24 protein-coding genes and 1 pseudogene are annotated in these 25,682 nt (G+C 34.6%); 7 read left to right on the top strand and 18 right to left on the bottom strand.

Annotation, left to right across the window (positions count from 1 at the left end):
• Positions 1-3: 3 nt before the first annotated feature.
• Together HRU49_RS02780 and HRU49_RS02775 are read right to left on the bottom strand one after the other, a co-directional pair.
• Positions 4-1,254 carry an aspartate kinase gene (locus HRU49_RS02780; protein WP_296353926.1) on the bottom strand — a complete coding sequence of 417 codons (1,251 nt, stop codon included), beginning with the start codon at positions 1,252-1,254 and terminating at the stop codon, positions 4-6.
• Positions 1,254-1,730, bottom strand: coding sequence for a GNAT family N-acetyltransferase (locus HRU49_RS02775; protein WP_296353924.1), 477 nt, complete (start codon positions 1,728-1,730; stop codon positions 1,254-1,256). Before HRU49_RS02775 ends, HRU49_RS02780 begins: the two co-directional genes overlap by 1 nt.
• Before the next feature lie 126 nt (positions 1,731-1,856).
• On the opposite strand from HRU49_RS02775, the gene fbp reads away from it, so the two are divergent.
• Positions 1,857-2,861: a class 1 fructose-bisphosphatase gene (fbp, locus tag HRU49_RS02770; protein WP_296353922.1), complete on the top strand. Its 1,005-nt coding sequence runs from the start codon at positions 1,857-1,859 to the stop codon at positions 2,859-2,861.
• A 47-nt stretch (positions 2,862-2,908) separates the two neighbouring features.
• Here fbp and HRU49_RS02765 read toward each other — a convergent pair whose 3' ends face one another.
• Entirely contained in the window at positions 2,909-3,340 is a 432-nt protein-coding gene (locus tag HRU49_RS02765) for a TerB family tellurite resistance protein (protein ID WP_296353921.1), read from the bottom strand.
• Between the two features lie 100 nt (positions 3,341-3,440).
• Between HRU49_RS02765 and mfd the strand changes: the two genes are divergently transcribed.
• From mfd to HRU49_RS02745, 4 genes are read left to right on the top strand one after another with little or no spacing between them, the layout of a single operon-like run.
• Positions 3,441-6,779, top strand: a complete 3,339-nt coding sequence (gene mfd, locus HRU49_RS02760) for a transcription-repair coupling factor (protein WP_296353919.1) — start codon at positions 3,441-3,443, stop codon at positions 6,777-6,779.
• A complete protein-coding gene (locus tag HRU49_RS02755; protein WP_296353917.1) occupies positions 6,769-7,632 on the top strand; it encodes a DMT family transporter in 864 nt (287 codons plus the stop codon). The genes mfd and HRU49_RS02755 overlap by 11 nt, the downstream gene beginning before the upstream one ends.
• A gap of 42 nt (positions 7,633-7,674) precedes the next feature.
• Entirely contained in the window at positions 7,675-8,976 is a 1,302-nt protein-coding gene (locus HRU49_RS02750) for a TlpA disulfide reductase family protein (RefSeq protein WP_296353916.1), read from the top strand.
• A gap of 10 nt (positions 8,977-8,986) precedes the next feature.
• Entirely contained in the window at positions 8,987-9,814 is an 828-nt protein-coding gene (locus HRU49_RS02745; RefSeq protein WP_296353914.1) for a hypothetical protein, read from the top strand.
• Positions 9,815-9,959: 145 nt separating this feature from the next.
• Here HRU49_RS02745 and HRU49_RS02740 read toward each other — a convergent pair whose 3' ends face one another.
• On the bottom strand, positions 9,960-10,913 hold the full coding sequence (locus tag HRU49_RS02740; protein ID WP_296353912.1) for a nicotinic acid mononucleotide adenyltransferase: 954 nt from the start codon (positions 10,911-10,913) through the stop codon (positions 9,960-9,962).
• A 133-nt stretch (positions 10,914-11,046) separates the two neighbouring features.
• Here HRU49_RS02740 and HRU49_RS02735 point away from each other — a divergent pair, with 133 nt between their 5' ends.
• On the top strand, positions 11,047-12,048 hold the full coding sequence (locus tag HRU49_RS02735; RefSeq protein ID WP_296353910.1) for an NAD(P)H-dependent glycerol-3-phosphate dehydrogenase: 1,002 nt from the start codon (positions 11,047-11,049) through the stop codon (positions 12,046-12,048).
• Between the two features lie 287 nt (positions 12,049-12,335).
• Here HRU49_RS02735 and HRU49_RS02730 read toward each other — a convergent pair whose 3' ends face one another.
• From HRU49_RS02730 to HRU49_RS02720, 3 genes are all read right to left on the bottom strand, one after another.
• Positions 12,336-12,731, bottom strand: coding sequence for a hypothetical protein (locus tag HRU49_RS02730; protein WP_296353908.1), 396 nt, complete (start codon positions 12,729-12,731; stop codon positions 12,336-12,338).
• Positions 12,732-13,181: 450 nt separating this feature from the next.
• On the bottom strand, positions 13,182-14,201 hold the full coding sequence (pheS, locus tag HRU49_RS02725; RefSeq protein ID WP_296353906.1) for a phenylalanine--tRNA ligase subunit alpha: 1,020 nt from the start codon (positions 14,199-14,201) through the stop codon (positions 13,182-13,184).
• Between the two features lie 35 nt (positions 14,202-14,236).
• Positions 14,237-14,593: a hypothetical protein gene (locus HRU49_RS02720; protein ID WP_296353904.1), complete on the bottom strand. Its 357-nt coding sequence runs from the start codon at positions 14,591-14,593 to the stop codon at positions 14,237-14,239.
• Positions 14,594-14,709: 116 nt separating this feature from the next.
• Between HRU49_RS02720 and HRU49_RS02715 the strand changes: the two genes are divergently transcribed.
• A complete protein-coding gene (locus tag HRU49_RS02715) occupies positions 14,710-15,207 on the top strand; it encodes a CvpA family protein (protein WP_296353902.1) in 498 nt (165 codons plus the stop codon).
• Between the two features lie 52 nt (positions 15,208-15,259).
• Here HRU49_RS02715 and HRU49_RS02710 read toward each other — a convergent pair whose 3' ends face one another.
• The 11 genes and pseudogenes from HRU49_RS02710 to HRU49_RS02660 form a co-directional block, all read right to left on the bottom strand.
• Entirely contained in the window at positions 15,260-15,733 is a 474-nt protein-coding gene (locus HRU49_RS02710) for a phosphoribosyl-AMP cyclohydrolase (protein ID WP_296353900.1), read from the bottom strand.
• Positions 15,734-15,771: 38 nt separating this feature from the next.
• Positions 15,772-17,337 carry a SulP family inorganic anion transporter gene (locus tag HRU49_RS02705; protein WP_296353898.1) on the bottom strand — a complete coding sequence of 522 codons (1,566 nt, stop codon included), beginning with the start codon at positions 17,335-17,337 and terminating at the stop codon, positions 15,772-15,774.
• An 85-nt stretch (positions 17,338-17,422) separates the two neighbouring features.
• Positions 17,423-17,683, bottom strand: a complete 261-nt coding sequence (locus HRU49_RS02700) for a hypothetical protein (RefSeq protein WP_296353896.1) — start codon at positions 17,681-17,683, stop codon at positions 17,423-17,425.
• A gap of 88 nt (positions 17,684-17,771) precedes the next feature.
• Positions 17,772-18,533: a tetratricopeptide repeat protein gene (locus HRU49_RS02695; protein WP_296353894.1), complete on the bottom strand. Its 762-nt coding sequence runs from the start codon at positions 18,531-18,533 to the stop codon at positions 17,772-17,774.
• A 1-nt stretch (position 18,534) separates the two neighbouring features.
• Complete coding sequence (locus HRU49_RS02690; RefSeq protein ID WP_296353892.1) at positions 18,535-20,304, bottom strand: BatD family protein; 1,770 nt, start codon at positions 20,302-20,304, stop codon at positions 18,535-18,537.
• A gap of 1 nt (position 20,305) precedes the next feature.
• On the bottom strand, positions 20,306-21,112 hold the full coding sequence (locus HRU49_RS02685; RefSeq protein WP_296353890.1) for a BatD family protein: 807 nt from the start codon (positions 21,110-21,112) through the stop codon (positions 20,306-20,308).
• Positions 21,113-21,154: 42 nt separating this feature from the next.
• Positions 21,155-21,994 (bottom strand): aerotolerance regulator BatC, encoded by an 840-nt coding sequence (locus tag HRU49_RS02680; protein WP_363146179.1) that lies wholly within the window; start codon positions 21,992-21,994, stop codon positions 21,155-21,157.
• Between the two features lie 100 nt (positions 21,995-22,094).
• Complete coding sequence (locus HRU49_RS02675; RefSeq protein ID WP_296353888.1) at positions 22,095-22,493, bottom strand: hypothetical protein; 399 nt, start codon at positions 22,491-22,493, stop codon at positions 22,095-22,097.
• Between the two features lie 46 nt (positions 22,494-22,539).
• A complete protein-coding gene (locus tag HRU49_RS02670) occupies positions 22,540-23,577 on the bottom strand; it encodes a VWA domain-containing protein (RefSeq protein ID WP_296353886.1) in 1,038 nt (345 codons plus the stop codon).
• Positions 23,570-24,574 carry a VWA domain-containing protein gene (locus tag HRU49_RS02665; RefSeq protein WP_296353884.1) on the bottom strand — a complete coding sequence of 335 codons (1,005 nt, stop codon included), beginning with the start codon at positions 24,572-24,574 and terminating at the stop codon, positions 23,570-23,572. The genes HRU49_RS02670 and HRU49_RS02665 overlap by 8 nt, the downstream gene beginning before the upstream one ends.
• A pseudogene (locus tag HRU49_RS02660) lies at positions 24,574-25,682 on the bottom strand (hypothetical protein); the annotation flags it as partial. The pseudogene HRU49_RS02660 and the gene HRU49_RS02665, both read right to left, overlap by 1 nt.

The following is a 25,682-nucleotide window of genomic DNA, read 5'->3' as shown; positions in this document are numbered from 1 at the left end:
ATGTTATTTAGTTACAATTTGAACTGTTCCTTGCGTTAATTGCTTTAATAAAACAGTTTTATCTTTTTCTAGTTCCTTGATAGCAATATCATTATAATGTCTAATGGTATATAGACTCACATTATCGTGGCATGTTACATTAAACTTTGCCTTTAAATGCTGAAGTAACTTATCGCGATTGTCATATATATTATCAACACATACAGAAAAACTAATTGCTGAGTTTTGTATAACATCTACCTTCATTTTATACAAATGCAGCAGACTAAATATTTCACTTATATTTTCTTCAACGATATAAGAAAAATCAAGTGATGATAAAGAAATTAAAATCTGATTCTTCTTAACAATAAAACATGGCACATGTGGTTCTATAGCCTTTCCTTTACTTACGCAAGTACCATCTGCTTTTGGATTAAGAAATGACTTTACAAACAGTGGTATCTCTTTTTGCTGCAGTGGCTGAAGTGTTTTTGGGTGAATAACAGAAGCACCATAAAAAGCAAGTTCTATAGCTTCTCTATAAGATATTTGGTGCAGTAATTGAGCATTTTCAAAATAACGTGGATCTGCATTTAATACGCCAGGTACATCTTTCCAAATGGTAACACTATTGGCATTTAGGCAATAAGCAAAAATTGCAGCAGTATAATCACTACCCTCTCTTCCTAACGTGGTTGTGAAATTATTAGCATCACTACCAAGAAATCCTTGTGTTATATTTAAAACTGAAGTGTTTACCTTAGAAACAATATTTTCCTGAGTTTGTTCCCAATCGACATTGGCGCGTCTGTAATAATTATCTGTTTTAATAAACTCTCTTACATCCAACCAACGATTTTCTAATCCAATTTCATTTAAGTAATGACTCATAATAGTGGTAGAAATCAACTCACCAAAACCAATGGTCTGATCATACACGTAATTGTAATCAGGAGACTTGTTACTTTTAAAGAACAGTGACATCTCATCAAACAGGGTTTTAACTGCCTCAAAAACTAAATGACGTTCGTTCTCAAATAAGTCTAAAAGAATCTCATTATGATACTTAATGACTTCGTGAATAGAACTTTGTAATTCGTCTTTATGTTCAAAATAATTCTTAATAACAAGTTCCATAGCATTTGTTGTTTTACCCATTGCAGAGATTACAACCAATGTGTTTTCATGGCCTATGGCTTTTAAAACCGAAGCCAAATTCTTTACTCCATTAGCATCCTTAACCGATGCACCTCCAAATTTAAAAACGCGCATTATATGTTTTTTAAATAATTTTTAATTCCATTTTCATCCAGTTGAACCACATCCCAGTCGCGCATAACATTGGCGCCTTTGCTTTCATAAAACTTAATAGCAGGTTCATTCCAATCCAATACTTCCCAGCTAATGCGCTTCACACCTAGACCTTTACCATAACGCACAACAGCATCCAATAGTTTAGTTCCTAGACCTAATCCTCTACATACCTCACTAACAATAAGATCTTCTAGATGTAAAACAGTGCCCTTCCAAGTAGAATATCTTGGGTATACTAATGCCATACCTTCCACTTTACCATTAACCTCGATCACGAAACAAGTGAATTTTGGATGCTCACCAAAACCGTCAGATTCTAAGAGTTCTAAAGTCACCTCAACAGCATCTGGCTCCTTTTCAAAAATGGCCAATTCATTGATGAGTTCTAATACTCTTGGCATATCTTTTATAGTGGCTAATCTTGGCTGGTACATATGATTTAAAAAAAGAACTCAAATATACTCCAAACTCAATTGACAAAACAATTTATTTACACTACGAAAACGTTATAGTTTGTTAAAAAATGCGATATTTGTCGCATCTAAACAATATAAAACTTCATGTCGCAACGCAATCAAACTCTTGGTGAGTTTATCATTGAAAACCAATCATCATTTAAATATACTTCTGGCGAACTTTCAAGACTTATTAATTCGATTCGATTAGCAGCTAAAGTTGTTAATCACGAAGTAAATAAAGCTGGACTTGTGGATATTATTGGTGCAGCAGGTGACACCAATATCCAAGGTGAGGATCAACAGAAGTTAGATGTTTATGCTAATGATAAGTTTATCCAAACCATGACCAACAGAAATATTGTTTGTGGTATTGCGAGTGAGGAAGAGGATGATTTTATTACCATTAACAGTCAAGATGAAAATCATCAAAACAAGTATGTGGTCTTAATTGATCCCCTAGATGGCTCTTCTAATATCGATGTCAATGTTTCTGTTGGAACAATCTTTTCAGTTTACAGACGAGTTACCCCAGTAGGAACACCAGTACAGCTCGAAGATTTTTTACAAAAAGGTAATCAACAAGTCGCTGCTGGTTACATAATTTATGGTACTTCTACCATGTTGGTGTATACCACAGGTGATGGAGTTAACGGTTTTACCTTAAACCCTGCAATTGGCACCTTCTACTTATCGCATCCAAACATGCAATTCCCAGAAGATGGTAGAATCTATTCTGTAAATGAAGGGAATTATATTCATTTTCCTCAAGGCATAAAAAACTACATTAAGTATTGCCAGAAAGAAGAGGGCGACCGTCCGTACACCTCAAGGTATATTGGCTCTTTAGTATCTGATTTTCATAGAAATATGATAAAAGGTGGCATCTATATGTACCCCAAAAGTTCTAAAGCCAGTAATGGAAAATTACGATTGTTATACGAATGTAATCCCATGGCATATCTTGCAGAACAGGCCAATGGTAAAGCCAGTGATGGGTTTAATCGTATAATGGATATAGAACCAACTGAACTACATCAACGCGTGCCTTTTATTTGTGGAAGCAAAAATATGGTGGAAAAAGCAGAAGATTTTATGCTAAAAGCATAAAAAAAGCGAACAATAAAGTTCGCTTTTCTCTATTAATACGAATCGTATTATTGATTCATTTTTTTCATCTTTTCTATAAACTCATCTTCATCAGCTCCATAATAGACTAAACTTAATGCTTTATCGGCAATGTATTTTACATTTTCATGATTAAAGCCAAGACCTACACATAGTTTTTCTACAAGGGACACTTGATTTGGGCCTTCAATATCATCAGCTCTTACCATTCTTGCTAAATCGTAAAGACGTTCTAAACGCGCATCGTAAGAGGTTGGAGGATTAATCGCATGGCTCGTATAGTCTTTAAGAATTGCTTTATATTCGGCTGCATCTATATCCAATTTTGTTGCTAAACGATCTAAGAATGCTTGCTCATCATCATTAATAACCCCATCACTCATAGCCACTCTTACTATCGATGCAAAATGACCTCTATTACGTTTTAAAAATCCGCTTTCAAAAAAATCTGAAGTTGACATAAATATTGTTTTTTTAAGTGCTGCAAATATAATTCTATTAATACTTATTTCAACAATTAAACATTCAAAATTATATATTTGCACCTCAAAATATTGGAACTTGAGTAAAGCATCCATCTCTCAGTCATTTTCACAGACTTTGCAACTGCAAAATCTGCAGATTGCTATTGCCAAAACCGAAACTAAAACCCATCTCAAAGGTCTTGTAGGGTCGTCATTTTCAATCGTTGTTGCCGAAGCATTTAAAACAGCAGAAAAACCATTTCTTCTTGTATTTGATGATAAAGAAGAAGCGGCTTATTACCTGAATGATTTAGAACAACTCATTAATGATAAGGACGTTTTATTCTACCCTGGAAGCTATAGAAGACCTTATCAAATAGAGGAAACCAATAACGCGAATGTTCTACTTAGAGCAGAGGTTTTAAATAGAATTAACTCTCGTAAAAAACCAGCTGTAATAGTCACTTATCCAGATGCACTATTTGAAAAAGTGGTGACTAAACGCGAACTGGAACGTAATACTTTAAAAATCTCTGTTGGTAACGAGCTAAGTATCGACTTTGTGAATGAGGTCTTATTTGAGTACAAGTTTAAACGTGTTGATTTTGTTACAGAACCAGGCGAATTCTCTGTGAGAGGTGGAATTATTGATGTCTTTTCATTCTCACATGATGAGCCTTATCGTATTGAATTTTTTGGTGATGACGTAGATAGTATTAGAACCTTTGATGTAGAAACACAATTATCTACAGAGCGTATAAAGAAGGTGAGTATTATTCCTAATGTGGCCAATAAAACCATAGCCGAAAAGCGTGAGAGTTTTTTAAAGTATATCTCTAATAAAACCGTGGTTTTTAGTAAAAATGCTTCGCTCATATTTTCAAAGATTGATGAATTTTTCATCAAAGCAGAAGCGGCATTTAAAAATCTTTCTACAGAATTGAAACACGAGTCTCCAAACGCGTTGTTTTGTAATTCAGAATTACTCAAGCGTCAGTTTTTAGAATACAATCTAGTAGAATTCGGATCAACAGCAGTTTTAAGTCAAAACAGCATTGACTATAATACCAAACCGCAGCCTTCCTTTAATAAGCAATTCAACTTGCTCATCGAGGACCTTAATGAAAATCATAGCAATGGCATTAGCAACTATATTGCTTGTGTCAGTGAGCAACAAGCCAAACGTTTTCATGATATTTTTGAAGACCATGAGGCTACTGTAAACTATAAAACCGTTGTACTTTCTCTATACCAAGGGTTTATTGATGCAGAACATAACATTGCCGTTTACACAGACCATCAAATATTTGATCGTTATCATAAATTTCATTTAAAGAATGGCTATGCTAAAAAGCAAGCCATAACACTTAAAGAACTCACCAATCTAGAAATTGGAGATTATGTTACTCACATCGATCATGGAATCGGTAAGTTTGGAGGACTGCAAAAAATTGATGTCGAAGGTAAAAAGCAGGAAGCCATAAAATTGGTCTATGGAGAACGCGATGTGCTGTATCTAAGCATTCACGCTTTACATAAGATTACCAAGTTTAATGGTAAGGATGGTAAGCCTCCAAAAATCTACAAATTAGGAAGCAAAGCCTGGAAAACGCTAAAGCAAAAGACAAAATCTCGTGTCAAAGAAATAGCGTTTAACCTTATAAAGCTATATGCCAAGCGTAAATTAAAAAAGGGCTTTCAATACGCACCAGACAGCTACATGCAACACGAGCTTGAAGCCTCTTTTATTTATGAAGATACGCCAGATCAGATGGCATCCACAGCCGATATTAAGGCTGATATGGAAAGTGAGCGGCCAATGGATCGTTTGGTTTGTGGTGATGTAGGATTTGGTAAAACAGAAGTGGCCATTAGAGCGGCATTTAAAGCTGTAGACAACGGGAAGCAAGTTGCAGTGTTAGTACCAACTACCATCTTGGCCTATCAACACTATCGCACCTTTCAAAAGCGCTTAAAGGACTTTCCGGTTACTATTGATTATGTCAACCGTTTTAGAACGGCTAAAGAGAAGCGGCTAACACTAGAAGGTTTAGAAAAAGGCAGTGTAGATATCATCATTGGAACTCATCAATTAGCAAATAAAAATATAAAGTTTAAAGATTTAGGCTTACTCATTGTTGATGAGGAACAAAAATTTGGTGTGGCCGTCAAAGAGAAACTAAAAACCATTAAGGAAAATGTTGATGTATTAACCTTAACTGCAACTCCAATACCCAGAACATTGCAATTTAGTTTAATGGCCGCAAGAGATTTATCCGTCATTAATACTCCTCCACCAAACCGATATCCAATAGAGAGTCATGTGATTCGTTTTAGTGAAACTACGATTAGAGATGCCGTTAGCTATGAAATTGAACGTGGTGGACAAGTCTTTTTTGTTCATAACCGTATTGAAAATATTAAGGAAGTGGCTGGTATGATTCAACGTTTGGTGCCAGATGCTAAAATTGCCATTGGTCATGGGCAACTCGATGGTAAAAAACTAGAACAGTTAATGCTCGCTTTCATGAATGGTGAATTTGATGTCTTAGTGAGTACAACCATTATTGAAAGTGGTTTGGATGTGCCGAATGCCAACACCATTTTTATTAATAATGCCAATAATTTTGGACTTAGTGATTTACACCAAATGCGCGGTCGTGTTGGTCGTAGCAACAAAAAAGCCTTCTGTTATTTTATTACACCAGAGTATTCTGCTATGACCACAGATGCCAGAAAACGTATTCAAGCTTTAGAGCAATTTACCGAGCTAGGAAGTGGTTTTAATATTGCCATGAAGGATTTAGAAATTCGTGGTGCTGGAGATTTATTAGGAGGAGAACAAAGTGGATTTATTAATGACATTGGTTTTGATACTTACCAGAAAATCTTAAATGAAGCTATTGAAGAACTTAAAGAGGCAGAATTTGCCGACTTGTACAAAGACGATGGTAAACCAAAACAGTATGTCAAAGATATTACCATAGACACTGATTTTGAATTGCTTTTCCCTGATGACTATGTCAATAACATTACCGAACGTCTTAATCTTTATACCAAATTAAATGGTATAAAGACCGAAGAAGAACTCGATAAATTTGAGTCTGAAATTGTTGATCGCTTTGGAGAATTACCAACTCAGGTTATTGATCTTTTTGACAGTGTGAGATTAAAATGGATAGCCATAGAAATGGGTATCGAAAAAATCATCATGAAGAAAGGGAAACTCATTGGTTACTTTATTCAAGATCAGCAAAGCAAATTTTACCAAAGTCCTGCATTTACCAAGGTATTGCAATTTGTACAACGGAATTCTGATAAATGTAAAATGAAAGAAAAGCAGACGCGAAATGGCTTACGTCTTCTTATCACTTTTGAACACATGACCTCTACGAAACAGGCACTCAAAGCACTTTCTAAAGTCAATGAGCAATAAGAGTCATCTTAATCATTTATTGTGGCTTACGGTGGCCACCATTTTTATCAGCACCTCTGGAGCTCTAGGGAGATATATAGACATGCCAACACCTGTTATAATTTGGTGGCGTTCTACATTAGCTGCTGTCTTCTTGCTGCTTTTTTGCTATTACAAAGGCATCAATCTTAAAATAGAAAACAACAAAGATTGCTGGACTTTTGTATTGGCTTCTATTTTTATGGGAGCACATTGGATCACCTATTTCTATGCACTTAAATTATCTAATGTGGCCTTAGGCATGTTATCCTTATTTACATTTCCAGTTCTTATTGCTTTGTTAGAACCTTTATTTACTAAGGTGAAATTTGATCCAATTCATATTGTACTTGGCATTATTGTACTCATTGGAATATATATCCTGGCACCTGATTTTGATTTACAAAGTAGTCAATTGCAAGGCATACTTTTAGGATTATTATCCGCTCTCTGTTATGCACTGCGAATTTTAATTCTCAAAAATAAGGTGGTAAAATACAATGGTACCATGCTTATGTTTTATCAGGTTGTGATACTAACCATACTTCTAGTGCCAGCATTATTCCTGATGGACACTGAAAATATTAAAACACAATATCCTTATGTGCTGTTATTAGCCTTATTAACTACAGCTATTGGACACACTTTATTTATAAATAGTTTGAAATATTTCAAGGCAAGTACCGCAAGTATCATTGGAAGCAGTCAACCTATTTTTGGGATTATTATTGCCTATTTTTTCTTGAACGAAATACCAACTATACATACATTTGCTGGAGGAGCTTTAATACTCTCTACTGTGGTGATTGAAAGTATTAGATCAAAAAACAAATAATGGCTTGATTATTGAAGCGACTACTGCGTTAAAAACTTAAAGATGAAACGACTCATTCTCCTTTTATTACTCCTACCACTAATGGCTTTTGGACAAAGTGTTAAGGGTACTTTTTCTCCGGCCGAAGATTTTTCATATGCCTTTTTGTATCAAGCCACTCCAGAAGGTGCTAACTATATAAATCGTGGACAACTAGACAATGAAGGCAACTTTGAAATTCCATTAGATTCTACAGTAGCTCCTGGAATTTATAAGATTGTTTATGCCATTCCACCAGAAGAAAACAACTTTGATTTTATCTATGATGGTAAGGAGACTGTAGCCTTTAATTTTAGTTATGAAAAAGGAGTCGAGTTTACAGAATCTGAAGAAAATAAACTTTGGAGTTCTTACCTCAACAGTATGGAGATGGTTAACCAAACCATTAATAATTATTACTCAAAGGGAGGCACAGATAAAACAGGTTTTAATTCTATTTTTAAGGTGGCAAAAGACACACAATTGGCTTACGAGACCTCAGCAAATGGTAAACTTGTTTCAGGATTTATAACGGCCAACAGACCTTATATTCCAAAAGAATACGAAGATCTTAAGACCTATTCCAATAATTTAAATAACAGCTTTTTATCTCAAGTAGATTTTAGTAATTACTTGCTACAGAGCTCATCGTTTTTAGTGGATCGTGTAACAGGTTATGTGTTTGATATGATAGCAAATCCAAGCGATTCTTCTTATAAAAAACAAGTGGACGGAGTTGCTAAAGCCATAAGCGATAAGAACCTTGAAATAAAGACTAATTTATTAGAAATATTATGGCAACGCTTTGTGACATTAGAAAACCATGAGCTCGCTAATTACATCACGGATACTTATTTATTAGAATTAGCTAACAGATCTGATAACAAGGTGTTGGCTGAAATGCTGACTTCTTACAAAAACACATCGATTGGTACAAAGGCACCAAACTTTGAAATTGTTTCAAGTGATCGTACAACGAGTTTATATGATTTGGAAGGCTCACCATATTACTTAATCATATTTTGGAGCAGTGGTTGTGGCCATTGTTTAAACGAATTACCAAAAGTTAAGGAATTGGTTGCCGATAAAAAGAATCTTCAAGTGGTGGCATTTGGCTTAGAAAATGATCCAAGCAAATGGACTGAAGAAATAAAAAAATATCCTAATTTTATACATAATATTGGTTTAGGGAAATGGGATAATCCTATTGTAAAAACTTATGGTGTCACTGCAACACCAATGTACTTTTTATTAAGCGACTCAAAGATTATTATGGCAAAGCCTTATGCCTATAAGGATTTGGAAGTGGTATTAAAGGACTTGTAATAGTTAATTTATGCGAGCTATTAATTTCTATGCCATAATTTTATTTTCATTTAAAATCTATGCATGTACTTGTTTTACATCGAATACTACTCTAGAATTTTATGAGTCCGAATATGTGTTTAAGGGATTTGTCGGTTCAAAAAAATATGCAAAAGACTCTTTGACTTATGAAGTAACGTTCAAAATATTAGAACATTTCAAAGAAAATGTCAGTAATCCAAAAAAAATAAGTTTTAAACTCAAATCAGAAAGTGTATATACTGGAACATGGACTTCATGTGATTGGTCAGTACATAAAGATCAAACTTGGTTAGTCTTTGCTAAAAAAGATGATTCAGGTAATTTGACATTTAGCGGCATATGCTCAAATTCAAGACTATTGGATAAAAGGCCTCTTTCAGATTGGGATAAGGAAACATTAAAAAAAGCTAACCAATTCAAATTGGAAAACTATATTTATTCTAATGAGCTTAATTTTAGTTTCACTGAAACTATAATAAATTTGGATTCAATTATTAAAGTAGAAAATGTAAAGGATTATAAAAAATCATTCGCATGGCTCAAACTATTGATTGACTCAGAAGGAAATTTAATAGATATTATTCATCCTAATAATCTAAAGCAGATAAAGGATAAAACGAATGGTCTGACAAGAGAAGTTGAGAATACAAATAAAACTGCTTTAAGTGAATTTGAAAAAGATGCTATTCGATTATTATCCGAAATAAAAAAATGGAGAATAAAAAAGCATATAAAAACCAATACTCCGGTTAGTTATATTCAACACATTTCAATTGAATTTGATAAAAAATCACATTCTTGGCATTTTGAGTTTTAGGACCATAGAAAAGCGCCCAGTCAACTAGCATCGACCGAGCGCTTTGAAACTAAATAACCAACCAAAATTTAGTTTCGTGTGTGTTCTAATTTCTTTTGAGGTCACACGGAACACTCAAATTTGTATAGAATAGAAACCTTCAAGTTTAAGCTTGAGTGTTTCTTGTATTCTCTCTAGGATTATCTACCTTAAGTGATTTTTGCTTACGTTTCTTAGGCGTATTTTCGTGTTTTGTCACCTTTCCTTCTGTATCAGAATTTCTATAGTAAGGAATATATCCTCGTCCTTCAAACTCATATACAGTACCCGAACTTGGGTGTAATAACTCTATCGTTGCATCATTAATAACGCTCAATTCAAAGAATTCATTGTCGAAGAAATCATAATCTAACGTTAAAGTTTTTAGGTACATATTTCCTGTAACATTGCCTACTCCATAGACCCCTGTATAATCCCAGAATATATTGTTTGTGTTACTTACATTAACATCCTGAGAGCTTCTAAATGTTGAGTCATTGCCTCCAGACAAAAACTGTAAGTAATTTACATTATCAAACTCATTTAAAGCTCCAAACTCACTCGTATATACCTTTTCCCAAGCATCATACTCCTGCAAGAAATAATGGATATTATCATAGAATATAAAGTCGTAATCAAAATTTGCTCTTTGATAGCCATCTAAAAAGTAAGAGGTATCATTAAACGGATTATACAACTCTATGGTATTATTATCGATTTGATAGACATCAAAACTATCAAATCCATCGATAACATGATTGACATCTAAAATCATATTATAAGCATCATAAGTTCCTATTTGTACACCAAAACCTCCACCTTGAGAACCAAAGCCAACCAAGTTATTATTAGCATACATACGACCATTATCGAACGTTAGGGTAAATGCAATTTGTAAAAATGGGGTTTCACCGAAACCTTGTGTGCTATTAATATCAACATACCACAAATCATAAGATTGTAATAACTGATTTAGTGAAATGGTTGGACCATTATCGTTAATATTAATTTCTTCTGTGTAACACGACGTTAAAAGCGTGGCACTTAATGCAAATCCGAATAGTAATTTCAATGTCTTCATAATTCAACGGTTTTTAAGGTTGCTATAATTATAATTTCAAATCTCATGCCAAATTGAAAAACCTACGTCTTCACTAGCTGTTTGAGGCATTTTTATTTTATGTATTTTTGGATATCAAAACAGATGCTATTGTATGAGTGACCATAAAAAATATGCTGTATTTGGCGGAGGTAGTTGGGCAACTGCCATTGTAAAAATGCTATGTGAAAATCTTGATGAAGTGGGTTGGTACATGCGCAGTGCTTACACTAAAGAACACATAATAAAAGAGCAGCATAACCCGAGTTACTTAAGTTCGGTTGAATTCCATTTAGAGCAATTAAAACTAAGTAATGATATTAATGAAATAGCAGACTGGGCAGACGTGCTTGTTTTTGTTATTCCATCGGCTTTTATGCATGCTGAGTTGGAAAAACTCAAAGGCGATATTAGTGAAAAAGTGGTGGTTTCGGCTGTAAAAGGCATTATCCCAGAATCTGGTTTGTTGGTAGGTGAGCATTTTCATGATGTTTACAAAATTCCGTTCGAAAATATTGCGGTTATCGCTGGACCTTGCCACGCTGAGGAGGTAGCCTTAGAACGTTTATCTTACCTCACCATTTCTTGCGCCGATCAAGAAAAAGCACAGAGCATTGCTGATAATTTATCTAGTAATTATATTAAAACTAAAATCAGTGATGATATCATTGGTGTTGAATATGCGGTCATGCTTAAAAACATTTATGCCATCGCTGCAGGAATGGCACATGGTTTGGGTTATGGTGATAACTTTCAAAGTGTATTAATGAGCAATGCCATCCGTGAAATGAAGCGTTTTATTAAAAAGATGCACAAAATGAAACGTAACATTAATAATTCGGCCTATTTGGGTGATTTATTAGTAACCGGTTATTCTGTATTTTCTAGAAATAGAATGTTTGGTAATATGATTGGCAAAGGATATACTGTAAAATCTGCCCAAATGGAAATGAACATGATTGCAGAAGGTTATTATGCCACCAAAAATGCCTATTTATTAAATGAAAAGAATGTAAAGAAAACCCGATTGCCTATTATTAATGCGGTGTATAGCATTCTTTATGAAAATAAGAATCCGAAAAAGGTATTTAAGAAGTTGACTGAGAAGTTAGATTAATTTCTATTCCTCTTCATCCATATTGGCAATAAGATCATCTAATTTTTGCTGCGTAGTTGTAATGCCCTCATTCAAGGATATATTCCATCCAAAAATGGAAATAAGGGATATTAAATTAATTGGAATATAAATGTAAATTACCCAATTGATCCAATCGTAATCCTATAAAAATATAGGATAGCAATGGCTATTAGTGTTCTTATAAAGTACAACACTAATTTTCTGTTTCTTTAAGCTTATGTCCTCAGATAATTTTTGAAATTCTTGTTTTAATCTTCCATGGCAATTTACTTTACCAGAATTCCTTTTAATTGCATTAAGGGTAAAGGTTGCAAGGCCTTTGCATTAATGGTGTTTTTTCTAAAAAGATATGTTTTATCAAACATTTGATTACCCTCAAAAAAGGTAACCTTAAAAGTATTGTTTAGTGCTAAAACCTGTTCTTGCATATACTCAATCTTCGCATAACTTCGCGCCGGAAGTTTTGCAATGGTATGACGCATTGGAGGTGTCATTTTTGTTTCTGATTTGCCTTGAGACACAATAAGCACTGTATCTAAATCTGTATCGCTGTTATTAATGATATAGGCATTCCAATCGAGCGTTTTATATTCTAAATGCTCTTCTTGAACAACAGCTATATGCACGCCCTTAACTTTAGGGATTTCAATATCTTTTTTCATAATGTGTCAGACAAATATAGCCTCCTTGTAATGTTAATTATAATTTAAATGTAAAGATATTAAAAAGGGGATTTTATACTCTTCGAATGCCTCATAAATACAATTCGTCATAAGACTAATAATCCTCGTCCTCACTCAAAATCTTACTGCATTTAGTTACAACCAATCCCATGAAAAAACAACAAGCATTAAAACGATTAAAATTTCAAGTGATAGTGCAGATGAACCGTTCTATGACTTTCAAAATAACTGGAAAAACCACGAGAAAAAGCCATTTCATATGGTCTTCATTACACCTTTGCTAATCAAGAGCTATTTGATGATAGAGAAACGTACTTTACTGAACTCATAAAAGCAAGTGTTGGTTTAAAACTCTTAAATAAGAAAACGCCTGCCGAATTTAGAAAATCTGTTTTTGCTGTGTGAAGTGCTAAACACCTCGAATAAATGTTACAATGCCGATTTAAACTGCTCTAAGAATCGCACATCGTTCTCACTTAATAAGCGAATATCACTAATTTGGTTGAGCAACATGGCAATACGGTCAATTCCCATTCCAAAGGCAAAACCTGAGTACTCCTTAGAATCTATACCACAGTTTTCTAGAACGTTAGGATCTACCATTCCGCAACCCATAATTTCTAACCAACCAGTGCCTTTAGTAATTTTATAATCCGTTTCGGTCTCAAGGCCCCAATACACATCTACCTCAGCGCTAGGTTCTGTAAATGGGAAGTACGATGGACGTAATCTAATCTTAGACTTCCCAAACATTTCGGTAGTGAAATACTGAAGGGTTTGTTTTAAATCTGCGAAACTCACATCTTTATCAATGTATAAGCCCTCTACCTGGTGAAAAAAGCAATGCGAACGCGCTGAAATGGCTTCATTACGATATACGCGACCTGGTGAAATAGTACGAATTGGTGGCTTATTACTTTCCATATAACGCACTTGCACAGAACTCGTATGCGTGCGTAACAAGATATCTGGGTTAGTCTGAATAAAGAAGGTATCCTGCATGTCTCTTGCTGGATGATATTCTGGTAAGTTTAATGCTGTAAAGTTATGCCAGTCGTCTTCAATCTCTGGGCCTTCACTTACATTAAAACCAATACGAGAAAAGATATCAATAATCTGATTTTTTACAATTGAAATTGGATGACGTGCACCAATAGTAATAGGTTCGCCAGGACGCGATAAATCACCATAAATGCCTTTATCCTCTTCTTGACTTTCAAGTGCTTCCTTTAAGGCATTAACCTTATCCTCTGCTGTTTTCTTAAGCTGATTAATCGTTTGCCCAAATTCCTTTTTTTGCTCGTTAGCAACGTTTTTAAATTCGGCAAAGTATTGCTTCAATAACCCTTTAGAGCCAAGGTATTTAATTCTGAATGCTTCAACTTCATCCTTAGATTGTGCTGTAAACGCTTCGGCTTCTTCAATAAGTTCTTTTAGCTTATCTATCATGATATCATTTTTTCAGACCGCAAATTTAAAAAATCTTAGTCGATATACTCAGTTTCAACAAAATAGTTGACTATAGCTTCCTTCATTAAGACACTTTGCTCACCTGCTTTTAAAAATGGCAACTGTTCTTTAACCTTGTAATGCGGCCAACCATCCTCATCGACATAATCAAACTCGTAGAACCCATAAGGTTCTAGCAGTTTACAAATAGCGATATGCATTAAATCGAGCTTGTGGTCCTTTTTATAGTCACGGTGTATCTGACCCAGTTCCTGCACTCCAATCAAATAAATAATAGAATCTAAATCTAAGGTATCACCATCTGCAAATTGCTTAGACAATTTTTCTACCACCAAACCCCATCGTTCTTTTAACTGTTCGTCTCTAGCCATTATGAATTGTAATTCTTAATTCAAGTTTCAAAGTTAGTAAACTAAACGGTCTTGATTTACGTTATAAGTTCTAAATGATAGAAATTAAATTATTTTTGTCTAAACCGCTACTAACTATGAATATAATCGATATTGTATTAGCTGCTCTATTACTATTTGGATTTATTAGAGGGCTTTTTAAAGGACTTTTTGTAGAAATCGCATCTCTTGTTGCCTTAGTCCTAGGAGTATATGGAGCCATTCACTTTAGTTACTTCGCTGCTGACTTATTGGAATCTAAAGTCGATTGGACAACAAAGACCATCAATATTGTAGCCTTTGCCGTTACATTCGTTATTATTGTATTAGCTATAAGTATAGCGGGTAAAGCACTTACCAAATTAGCAGATTTTGCTTCACTAGGCATTATTAATAAACTTGCTGGAGGTGTCTTTGGCGGATTAAAAATTGGACTTATTCTTAGTATTTTATTAATTGTATTTAACACGTTAAATAACACACTACCTTTTATGGAAAAAGAAGATTTGAAAGAAAGTGTACTATATGAACCTGTAAAATCTTTAGCTCCTATGATCTTTCCTACACTTATAAAGAGTGAGATAGATGATGATTAAGTATAAAAAAAAGCCGCTAATTATAGCGGCTTTTAATTTATTAAAGCTTGTATTATGATGCTAAAGGATTATAAGGCATATGGGAGCCATGGAGAATAATCTTAAGTTCACCATCATTATTCTTAGTATAGGAGAATGAATACTCTACTTTTACTACATCACCACCATCTACCATTGTGAAGTAATAATTACCCATAGCTATTGCCATATTACCAATAATTTTGGTTCCTATGCTTTCCCAACGTACATGAGACCAAGGTTTAATTGCAAATCCATGATCTTCTGGATAGTTATCATTACTACCAACGAAGTAAGACAATGCCCCTTCAAAATCAGTTCGAAATTGTTTCTCAGAGGCTAAAGTAGGCTTAAACAATACTTCACCTTCTGCGTAATTATAAAATTCTTCGATATGCTTTCTAGCAGTATCAATATAATCTCCATTATCTAGGAATACTTTACCAATTTTCACTATGCCTTCTCCCCAAGCTTTCTGTGCGTCTAAAATTTCTTGTTCTGTTATCATCTGATTTTTATTTATTAATGTTTAATTCGTTTCAATTATTACAATTTTTCTAATTTAAAAAATTCTATAAAACTATCTGGATTCTCAACAATTCCGCGTTCTGAATAAAGTTTGATATCAATATTTCGTTCTTTTGCTTTGAACGCAAAATCTTCTAAAATTTCAATAATATCATTATCCAAGAATCGCGTTTTTCTAACATCGAGTTCTAATTTTGAATTTTCCGGAATACTATCTAATTCTTTTAAAATCGCCGCCTTATTAAAAAAGGTCACTTCTTCAGCTAAAGTCATCTTAACTTTTCCATCATCAACATCTTCGCCTTCAATGTGCAAGAAATGAGAATTTTTATAACTGTGCCATAGGGTAACCATAATTCCAATGGCTAAACCTATTCCAATTCCCCAAAGTAAATCTTTGAAAACAATAATTAAAACTGTTACGATGAATGGCAAGAACTGTTTCCATCCAGACTTCCACATCGCTTTAAATGTTGCTGGTTTTGCAAGTTTATATCCTACAATGAATAATACCGCTGCTAATACCGATAATGGAATCATATTAAGCACATTAGGTATTATGATCACAGAAATTAATAAAAAGAAACCATGGATTATAGCACTCGCTTTGGTTTTGTTACCCGATTGAATATTAGCAGAACTACGAACAATTACCTGTGTAATTGGAATACCACCTATTAAACCTGAAAGAATATTACCCGAGCCTTGCGCTAAAAGCTCACGATTTGTTGGAGTAACTCGTTTTTGAGGATCTAATTTATCCGTAGCCTCAACACATAAAAGCGTTTCTAAACTCGCTACCAGAGCTATGGTAAAAGCGGTTACCCAAACTTCTGTTGAACCTATAACACTGAAATCTGGAAGTGTAAATTGTCCAAGAAAACTATCTATTCCGTCTGGTACAGGAACTTGTACTAAATGACTTTGGGCAATATCTAATGATGAATCCTTGGCCAAAATAAAGAAGATAACACCTGCAACAACTGCGACAAGTGGCCCTTGAACAAGCTTAAATATGTTATGTTTATTTGTAAGCACCTGTGACCAAAGAATTAAAATTCCCATAGCTACAACAGCGATAATCGTAGACCCTAATCCAAGATTTTGTGGAATACTAATAATATCCATAAATACGTTGTTATCACCACCAAACAAAACAAAATTACCTTCTGGATCTTTATCAATTCCGAAGAAATGCGGAATCTGTTTTAAGATAATGATGATTCCAATTCCAGTTAGCATTCCTTTTATAACAGAGGACGGAAAATAGTATCCAATTATTCCAAGCTTTAAGACTCCAAATAAAATTTGGATCACTCCACCAAGAACTACGGCTACAAGAAAAGCTTCATAACCAAGAGAAGCAATAGCAGCCAAAACAATTGCTGCTAGTCCTGCTGCAGGGCCACTAACACCAACCTGAGAGCCAGAAATCAATCCAACAACAATACCACCGATGATACCTGCAATTAATCCAGCAAAAGGTGGTGCATCACTGGCAACAGCTATACCTAAACAGAGTGGTAAGGCTACAAAGAATACGACAATACTTGCCGGTAAATCATTTTTTAAATATTTAATCATAATGTAATTTATATAGGGTAAGAGTGTATCACTCTTCATTGAATTATTAATTTGACCAATGGTTGGTCTAGATTTAGGATCTTATTTAAGTAAGCGTAGAATCCGGTGGAGGGAAAATTAAGTTAATATGGGGGTTTGAATACTTTTTAAAGTTGTATTCATCTCTATCAGCATTTAAAACATCTAGATCAAAAGACTCAATATCCTGAGAGGTGATTTCAAAAAGTAACTTCAAACCACCTTTTTCTTCTTCTTCGTTAACATCAAAGAAGATTTCAGTATCAAATGACTTATCCATTGATACAATAATGGTTGGTGCACTAATTATAAAGATGAAAAACATCATGAAAAAAAGTGCTAAGTTTCTTTTCAAAATCATAAGTTACACAATAGCAAAGATAACATTAACATTATACGATTTTGTTAAATATAAACTAAAAGGTCTTTAATAGTTTTACGTCTGAGTTAGGTATCCAGCCAGTAGAATTATCAGTTATTTGAATTTTGTACCAATCCTCATAATTTTCCAATACTTGAACCTTAGTCCCCTCATGTAATCTAAAAACTTCTTCAGAGGATCTATTAGCCTCTGATCTTGCTCTAGCTTCTTGAGCAAATACAATCGCTGGATTATCCTTTTCATCTAAGTGCTGTTTTTGAAAAGCCATAGCCACTGAAAAACAAGCCAATAGCAATCCAAGTGTACTAAAAATAAAGGCTATACGTTTTCGAGTACTCGCGTAAGAGAAGTGATACACCAAAAATAAAATGACAAACAGTAAAACTCCACCAATTGCCAGCTTGGACCAAGTATCTGCGGAATAGGTATTGACTAGATTATTAATAATCCTCGAAAACCCTACTTGAGGCACCTCATCTATGGCATCTATAGTCATGTTTTCAGCATATCCCTTTAGATTATTTTTAATATCTTCATCTGTTGGATTTAAGAGCAAAGCTTTTTCATAATAATAGATGCTCGGGGCAATATTATTGAGCTTGTAATTTGCATTTCCAAGATTATAATACAATTCAGCAGAGTGTTCCCCTCTTTCTAAAATAGACTCATACTTATCAATTGCCTCAGCGAATTTACCATCATTATAAAGCACATTGGCCTCTTCGAAAACAATATCATTTTGAGATAATCCTAGAAGACTAATACAGCAGAAAATTAGTTTTAATGTTCGTTTCATACTATCGCATCTGTTTATCAATTAATGAAATGGTCTTTGCCGCTTTCTCGTAATCATTTTCCATAGTAAGTTGAGTGATTGGCGTATACCTTGCCAACTCGCAATTTTCTAGAATGGAGATAAAATCCGAAATAACTGGTTGTTGAACCTTGCTTTCACTTAATAAAGCATCTATGCGTTCTTTATTAAAATCAATCGTTTCAATATTCAGCTTGGCCTTTAGATAATTATGAAGTGCTCGCTCTAAAGACTCATAAAATGTCTCCTTTTGATCAAGATTTTTCTTAGCCTCACTCAGATATTTTTTAGCCAGCCTGTCTGCTTTCCTAATGCGATTTCCTTGAATATCTGCAATGCGTTTGTCTCTTTGATTTCTCACCGCAATAGCTAACGGAATAGCTAAAAAAGGCAATAATAACAATGCCCAAAATCCTGAAGACTTAAAAAATGGCTCACTTTTAATACTTATCCAATTTGAATTGGTTTTAATAAATGCAAAGGAATTGGGATTTGGTCTTACCGCTTGTTTTGTACTAGGTGTATTATTTTCTGTGGTTGCTGTTACGGCTGTAGGTCCTTCAAGAACGTCAATAACCACTTCGTCTGTTGTAATACGTTTATAGGACTCAGTAGCCAGATCAAAATAGGAGAACGATACTGACGGTATTGGATACTTTCCTCTAAATTGCGGTACTATGGTATAGATGTCAGAGATACTACCTTGCATACCAGTTAAATTGGTTCTGACACTTTCTTTATGTTCTGGTTCGTAAACCTCCAGGGAACTTGGTGTATTAAGTTTTGGTAATTCAAACAATTTCAAATTTCCTTTTCCGGAAACTTCAATTTTTGCCTGTAAAGACTCGGTTGCATTTAATTGTGTTTTACTCGTTGTGAGTTTAAAAGTAAAATCCCCAACAGCACCCTTAAAGTCAGCTGGTTTATCTTGTTCTGGAAGTGCTTTCACATTTATAGTTCGACTTCCTGCAGTTACTATTTTTGGGACTTTGGTCATGATTTGCCTTCCAAAAATATCAGTACGACCAGTAGGGACCTCAACAGTTATATCTAATACTAGTGGTTCTATTTTAAGTTTTCCTGTTTTTTGCGGATATAGAACTGTTTTTCTTAAAACAACATAGCGGTATTCCTCACCTTTGTATAGTCCTTTTTGAATATTGAGGCCTTTTATTTCAATATTCTGACTCCAAAAATCATTATATCTGGGGTTGTCTTTCTCCCTCCAATTACTCACACCAGTTTCAGGAGACACGTATAATTTATATACAACCGTGAAGCCTTCATTTAAATAAGGATTCGTTTTAGATACTTCGGCAACTAAATGTATATTCTCAGCGGCTATATCTGAGGCTTCAGGTGGTGCATTTGGCCTATTTACTGCAGCAGTAACATTAATAGTAACGGGGAAGGTTTTATAGATTTCACCTTCTATTTCTATTGTGGCTTGCTTTATGGTAAATGTTCCTCGTTTTTTAGGTGCTAAAAAATAGCTATAAGTTTTAGAGTAGGTGCGTTTACCGTTTACCCAGGAATTACTAACCGAGGTGTTAGGACCACCAACTACAGTAAAATCCTTAAAGTTAGGTGGTACAAAATTGTCCCCATCCTTGTTCATTTCAAAGTCTATGCGTAAGCGTTCATTAACTCCAAGTTTCTTTTTGCTCACTTTGGCTTCAAATTTTACCTGAGCTGAAACACTTGTTAGAGTGAACAAAAGCATCAAAATAGATATATTTTTAATCAATCTCATTTTAGTTCACCTCAACTTTTACCTTTTCTGACGATACAACAATGACCTTTGGGTCTTGAATATTCTTAACATTAAATGACCTTCTACCTGACGGTATACCTACTGACACCTCTAGTTCTAATGGTGAAATAATCAGCTTACCTTGTTTACTTGGTTTAAGTCGTAATGATTTTAAAATAACGGATCTGTATATGGTGCCATCTACATCCTCCTGTACCACACTAATTTCCTTTGGAGACATATCAATTACCTCTGCGTTTTTAATTTTACTGTCTTCGAGTAATTTCCAACTATTAACAGAAATATCTTGTGCAACGTATAACTTATATTGTACGACTATAGAATCTCTTACAAATAATGTCCCTTTTGGATACTCCAATTTTAAAAATATTTTGTTCGCTAAAGAATCTTTATCAATGAGGTAGTTCTTTTTTCTTTTTCGTACCACCTCTATGCTAACGCTATTAGAGCTGTAAGTGTTACCGCTAATTTCTAAGGTGCCCCCTTCTATAATTAATGTACCTCTTTTCTTTGGCTTTAAAGTAAAAGCAATGGATTTTTCATAACTAGGTCTACCATCCTTAAACGATGTATTGGTTGAAGTTAAAGGGCCACTGACAACTTCAAAATTCGTAAAGTCTGGAGGCGTAAATTCACCATTATCTTTATTCATTGTAAAGGAAACTTGTACCTTTTCATTTAAGCCTATTTCTGTTTTACTAGCATCTGCATTAAATACCACCTGTGCGGTAGTAACAACAGTGCCCATTAAAAAAACTAAAAGTGATATCTGTTTTATTGCGTTCATTTTAAAATAGGTTATTAAATACCATACAGGAGTTATGTGGCTTTACCAGTCTTTTTCCGTTTTTACTTTGGCACCTTTCTGTTTTTCAGCGTTTATCTTTTGTTGCACCTTTTGTTCTTGGTTTTGCATCGCCTCCAGAATATTCTTTATCTGTTGCGGAGACATTTGACCTGGTTTAGGCTTTGGCTTTTGGTTTTTATCCTTTTCATCTTTATCTCCTTTGCCATCTTTTTGATCATCCTTAGGTTTGCCATTTTCATCTTCCTCTTTATCTCCATCTTTTTTATCCTTGTCGCCTTCGTCCTTTTTATCTTGATCCTCGTTTTTGTCGTTCTCCTTTTTTTCGTCCTTTTCCTTATCCTTTTCTTCCTCCTTATTTTCGTCTTCTTTATTATCTTCTCCTCCACCGTCTTTTTGCTGCTCTGCGCATTCCTTTGCTAAGGCATAATTATAGCGTGTTTCGTCATCATTAGGATTATTTCGTAAGGCATTTTTAAAGGCTTCTACGGCCTCTTTACACAATTCATTCTTCATGAGAATATTACCTATGTTATGATAGGCTCTGTGTTTTTCATCTTTTGTAATTGCGTTTTTAGCGGCTTCTTCACTTCGATATAAGGCCTCTTTTAAACTGCCTTTTTTATAATAAGAATGCGCTAAATTATAAGATCCTACTGCTTTATTTGGAGCTTTTGAAATGGCTTTACGGTATTCCATTTCTGCCTCAACATAATTTTCTTCACCAAGTAAGGTATTGGCATCATATACCAAATCTGTTGCTTTTCTTTCGGCTTTAAGTTGGGCTTTATCATCTTCTTGGGCAAAACCAGAAAATCCTAAAATTCCAGCTAATAGCAATATGTAAAATTTCATCTTACTCATTTTCTAATTTTTTAAATTCAGTCTCGAGATAGATTACCTCCCATTGACCATCTTTATAACTTCCAACTGCATACTTATAGGTAGTATCATTAATATGTTATCAATCGTCGGTAAATATATTGTCACCAGAGATACATTGACCATGTATATCCTTTTCACTAACTACTACATCACCAGTTATAAATCCACCAAAAATATCAAATTCCCAGTATTCACCCTTGCTTTTTACTCCGTTATCGGGTCTTATTGCATGATTGCCATTGCCATATTGCGTCTGATCTTTGTTGGTAAAACCTTTTGAATTAGCTATAACTATAGTTTTATTAGGACCATAACTCAATGCGACTCCTTGCCTAAACAGTGAACTATCAGGACATTCACCTTCTGCAGTCCTAGTCTTATGTATAAGATTATCGAAGCCTTGTAACTTAGGCTCTTGACCCCAAGCTACAATGGGTATCAATACAAATAAAATCACAACTGCTGCTATTCTTATCATACTTTAAATTTAGGAAACGACTGTTTTACTTATAGTTAAAGAAGTTTTAAAAATTCTCATTAAATAAATTCAATCGCTTTAACCATGCTGTTTTACGCTCTAAAAATAAAATATCTAGGAACAAGAGTAATATTCCGAGTCCTAAAAACCACTGAAATTGATCCTTAAAATCGGCAATTTGCTTGGATTCAAACTCCTTTTTGTCCATTTGGTCTAAAACTTCTTTTATGGTATCAACCACTTCTCCAGTGTTACTGCCATTGACATAGACTCCATTAGTCTCTTTCGCAATTTCGTTTAATGTGGTTTCATCTAAACGTGTGATAACCGTTTCTCCTTTATTGTCTTTTTTATAATTGAGTACAATTCCATTTCGTTTTATTGGAATTGGACCACCCTTAGCATCTCCAACGCCAACCGTTATAATTCTAATACCTTCTTCCATTGCTTCCTCGGCAATATCTACAGCTTCACCACCATGGTCTTCACCATCTGAAATAATGATTAAAATTCTATTGGTTTGCTCTTCATCGTCATAATAGGTCTTAGCTAACTGAATAGCTTCATGAATTGCTGTTCCTTGTGAGGATAACATATCTGTATTCATGTTTTGTAAAAACATTTTTGCAGAAGCGTAGTCTGTCGTTATTGGCAATTGTGGGAAGGCTTTGCCTGCATAGGCAATTATACCCACCCTATCACTGGCCAAACTATTTATGATCTCTCTTACTAATTGTTTGGATTTTTCCAATCGATTTGGCGCAATATCCTCAGCTAACATACTTTTTGAAACATCTACCGCAAAAACAATATCTACACCCTGACTGCGTACGGTTTCTAGTTTTGTTCCAATTTTAGGATTCACTAGAGCTAAGGACAAACATGCGAATGCTGCACAAAGCACGAGCGTTTTTAACACCCCTTTAAATACCGATTGGTTTGGACTCAACCTTTTTAACAAGTTGCTGTCCGCAAATTTTTTTTGCGCAGAACGTCTCCAAAATTGTAAGAATACAAACAAGAGTATAATTACTGGAATAGCCAGTAACGTCCAAAACCATATTTTTTCGTCTAATCTAAACAAAGCTTCTAAAAATTGTATTTCTGAGAAGTAATTCTATTAACAAAAGAAATCCTGCCAATAATACCAATGGTCTGTATTTTTCTTCGTAGTTATAATACTTCTTCTCTTCGATTTCTGTTTTTTCGAGTTTGTTAATCTCCTTATAAATCTCAGCAAGTTTTTTGTTGTTTGTTGCTCTAAAATATTTCCCGCTCGTTACCTCGGCAATCTCTTCAAGAAGCTCCTCATCAATTTCGACCTGCTGTCTACCATACCTAAATGTTCCATTTGGATTAATTGACACTGGAGACAATGCCATTCCGTTGGTCCCTAAACCAATGGTATAGACTTTAATACCGTACTCTACAGCCAACTCACTCGCTATTTTGGGATCAATGAATCCAGAATTATTAACACCGTCTGTAAGAAGAATAATAACCTTTGATTTTGCCCGACTGTCCTTTAATCGATTGACAGAAGTCGCCAATCCCATACCAATAGCTGTACCACCTTCAATAATGGTATTATACTTTATGTCTCTTAATGAACGTTGAACAATGGACTTGTCGCTCGTTATTGGTGTCTTTGTATAGGCTTCACCAGCATATTCGACCAATCCTATTCTGTCGTTTGGTCTTCCATCAATAAAATCTGAAGCCACCTCCTTTAATGCCTCTAATCGGTTTGGCTTAAGATCTTTAGCCAACATACTAGCAGATACGTCTATAGACATTACAATATCAATACCTCTTGTTGTTTTGGTCTTCGTTGAAACATCAACAGTTCTCGGTCTTGCTAATGCAGTAATTAATAATCCCAAAGCAATCAAGCGTAAAGCAACGAGAAGATGTCTAAACTTTGCCCAAAACGAAGACGTCGTTTTAAAACCCTTGGTACTTGACATTTTAAGTTCTGCAGTCTGTCTGTTATACCGGAAGACATACCAAAGCAGCGCTATTGGTAAAAGCAATAGAAACCAAAATAATTCTTTATTAAAAAACTCTATATTTTCAAACATTATTCTTCGTCTTCTTCAGGTTCATCAGGATTTAACTCAATGGAATCTACGATGCGCTCAACCATTTCATCTGCATAATCATCATTATCTGGCCATGTTAAAATAATCTGTTGCAACACATTTTTTTGATTACTGAATGAAAGCAACATATATTCTGCATTAACAACTTTAGACGTATTAGGAATCTTGATGTTTAGTGTCCCATAGGTTTTTAAGCCTTCTGCTGCATTTGGTGTTATAAACTGATCTCTCTTGACCGTGATATCTGTTGCACCTTGTTGCTCGAATCCTTTAAGACTCTCCTCAGACACTTGCAATAAGTCAAAATTTGGATTCTCAGAATTTTCGTCGGACTTAGTTTGCTGTGTTGGCACCTTTAATGTTGTTGTATTAACTCCAATACTAAACACGTCTAACATAGTTCCATACACAAAGGTGGTCATTTCTAACTGGTCTTTAACCTCGTCTGGAATTGGTGGATTAATACGTTTAAGAACTCTTGGAGTTTCTATCCATACTGGTGGAAATCCATAAGCGCTCTCTACCCATTCTCCTTCAAGTAATGCTTTGCTTTCATGCCCTATTATTGTATCCTTGACATACTCAAAACCATATTTTAAACCAAAGCCTACAAACGTGGCAATAATCAAGAACACGGAAATGGCTACTGTAAGGATAATTTTATTTCTTTTTTTCTTTCGCTCTTGCGCTTCTTTGTATTGTTGATCTAAAAGTTTTTCTTCTTCAGAAGGTTCTGGCAGAACGGCTTTGACTTGTTCAATCTCCTTTTCAATCGTTGCTCTATCCATTTCGATAAGTGCAGTTTCTGGTGCTGACTTAGCAAACTTTACCAAATCGGCACGCTTAAGGATTGTTTCAAGATTGGTTAAGGTCTCTTTTGAAAAGGCAAATTGATTACCCGCTTTTAAGAGTTGAAGTCTAGACATAAGTTCGTCCGTTGTACTTTCAAGAGAACGCTCATACACCTTCTCATCCAAATATTTTCTAATTACAAGGGTTAACTCAGAATAGTACTCCTTGATTTCGTCACGAATTAAATACTGGCTCTCATCTAACTTCTTTAATGCTAATTTAGCACGGACATAAG

Origin of the sequence: Winogradskyella sp., from assembly GCF_013213975.1 — a bacterium.
In the GTDB taxonomy this organism is placed as follows: domain Bacteria; phylum Bacteroidota; class Bacteroidia; order Flavobacteriales; family Flavobacteriaceae; genus Winogradskyella.
This window is presented reverse-complemented; position numbering and strand designations above follow the sequence as displayed.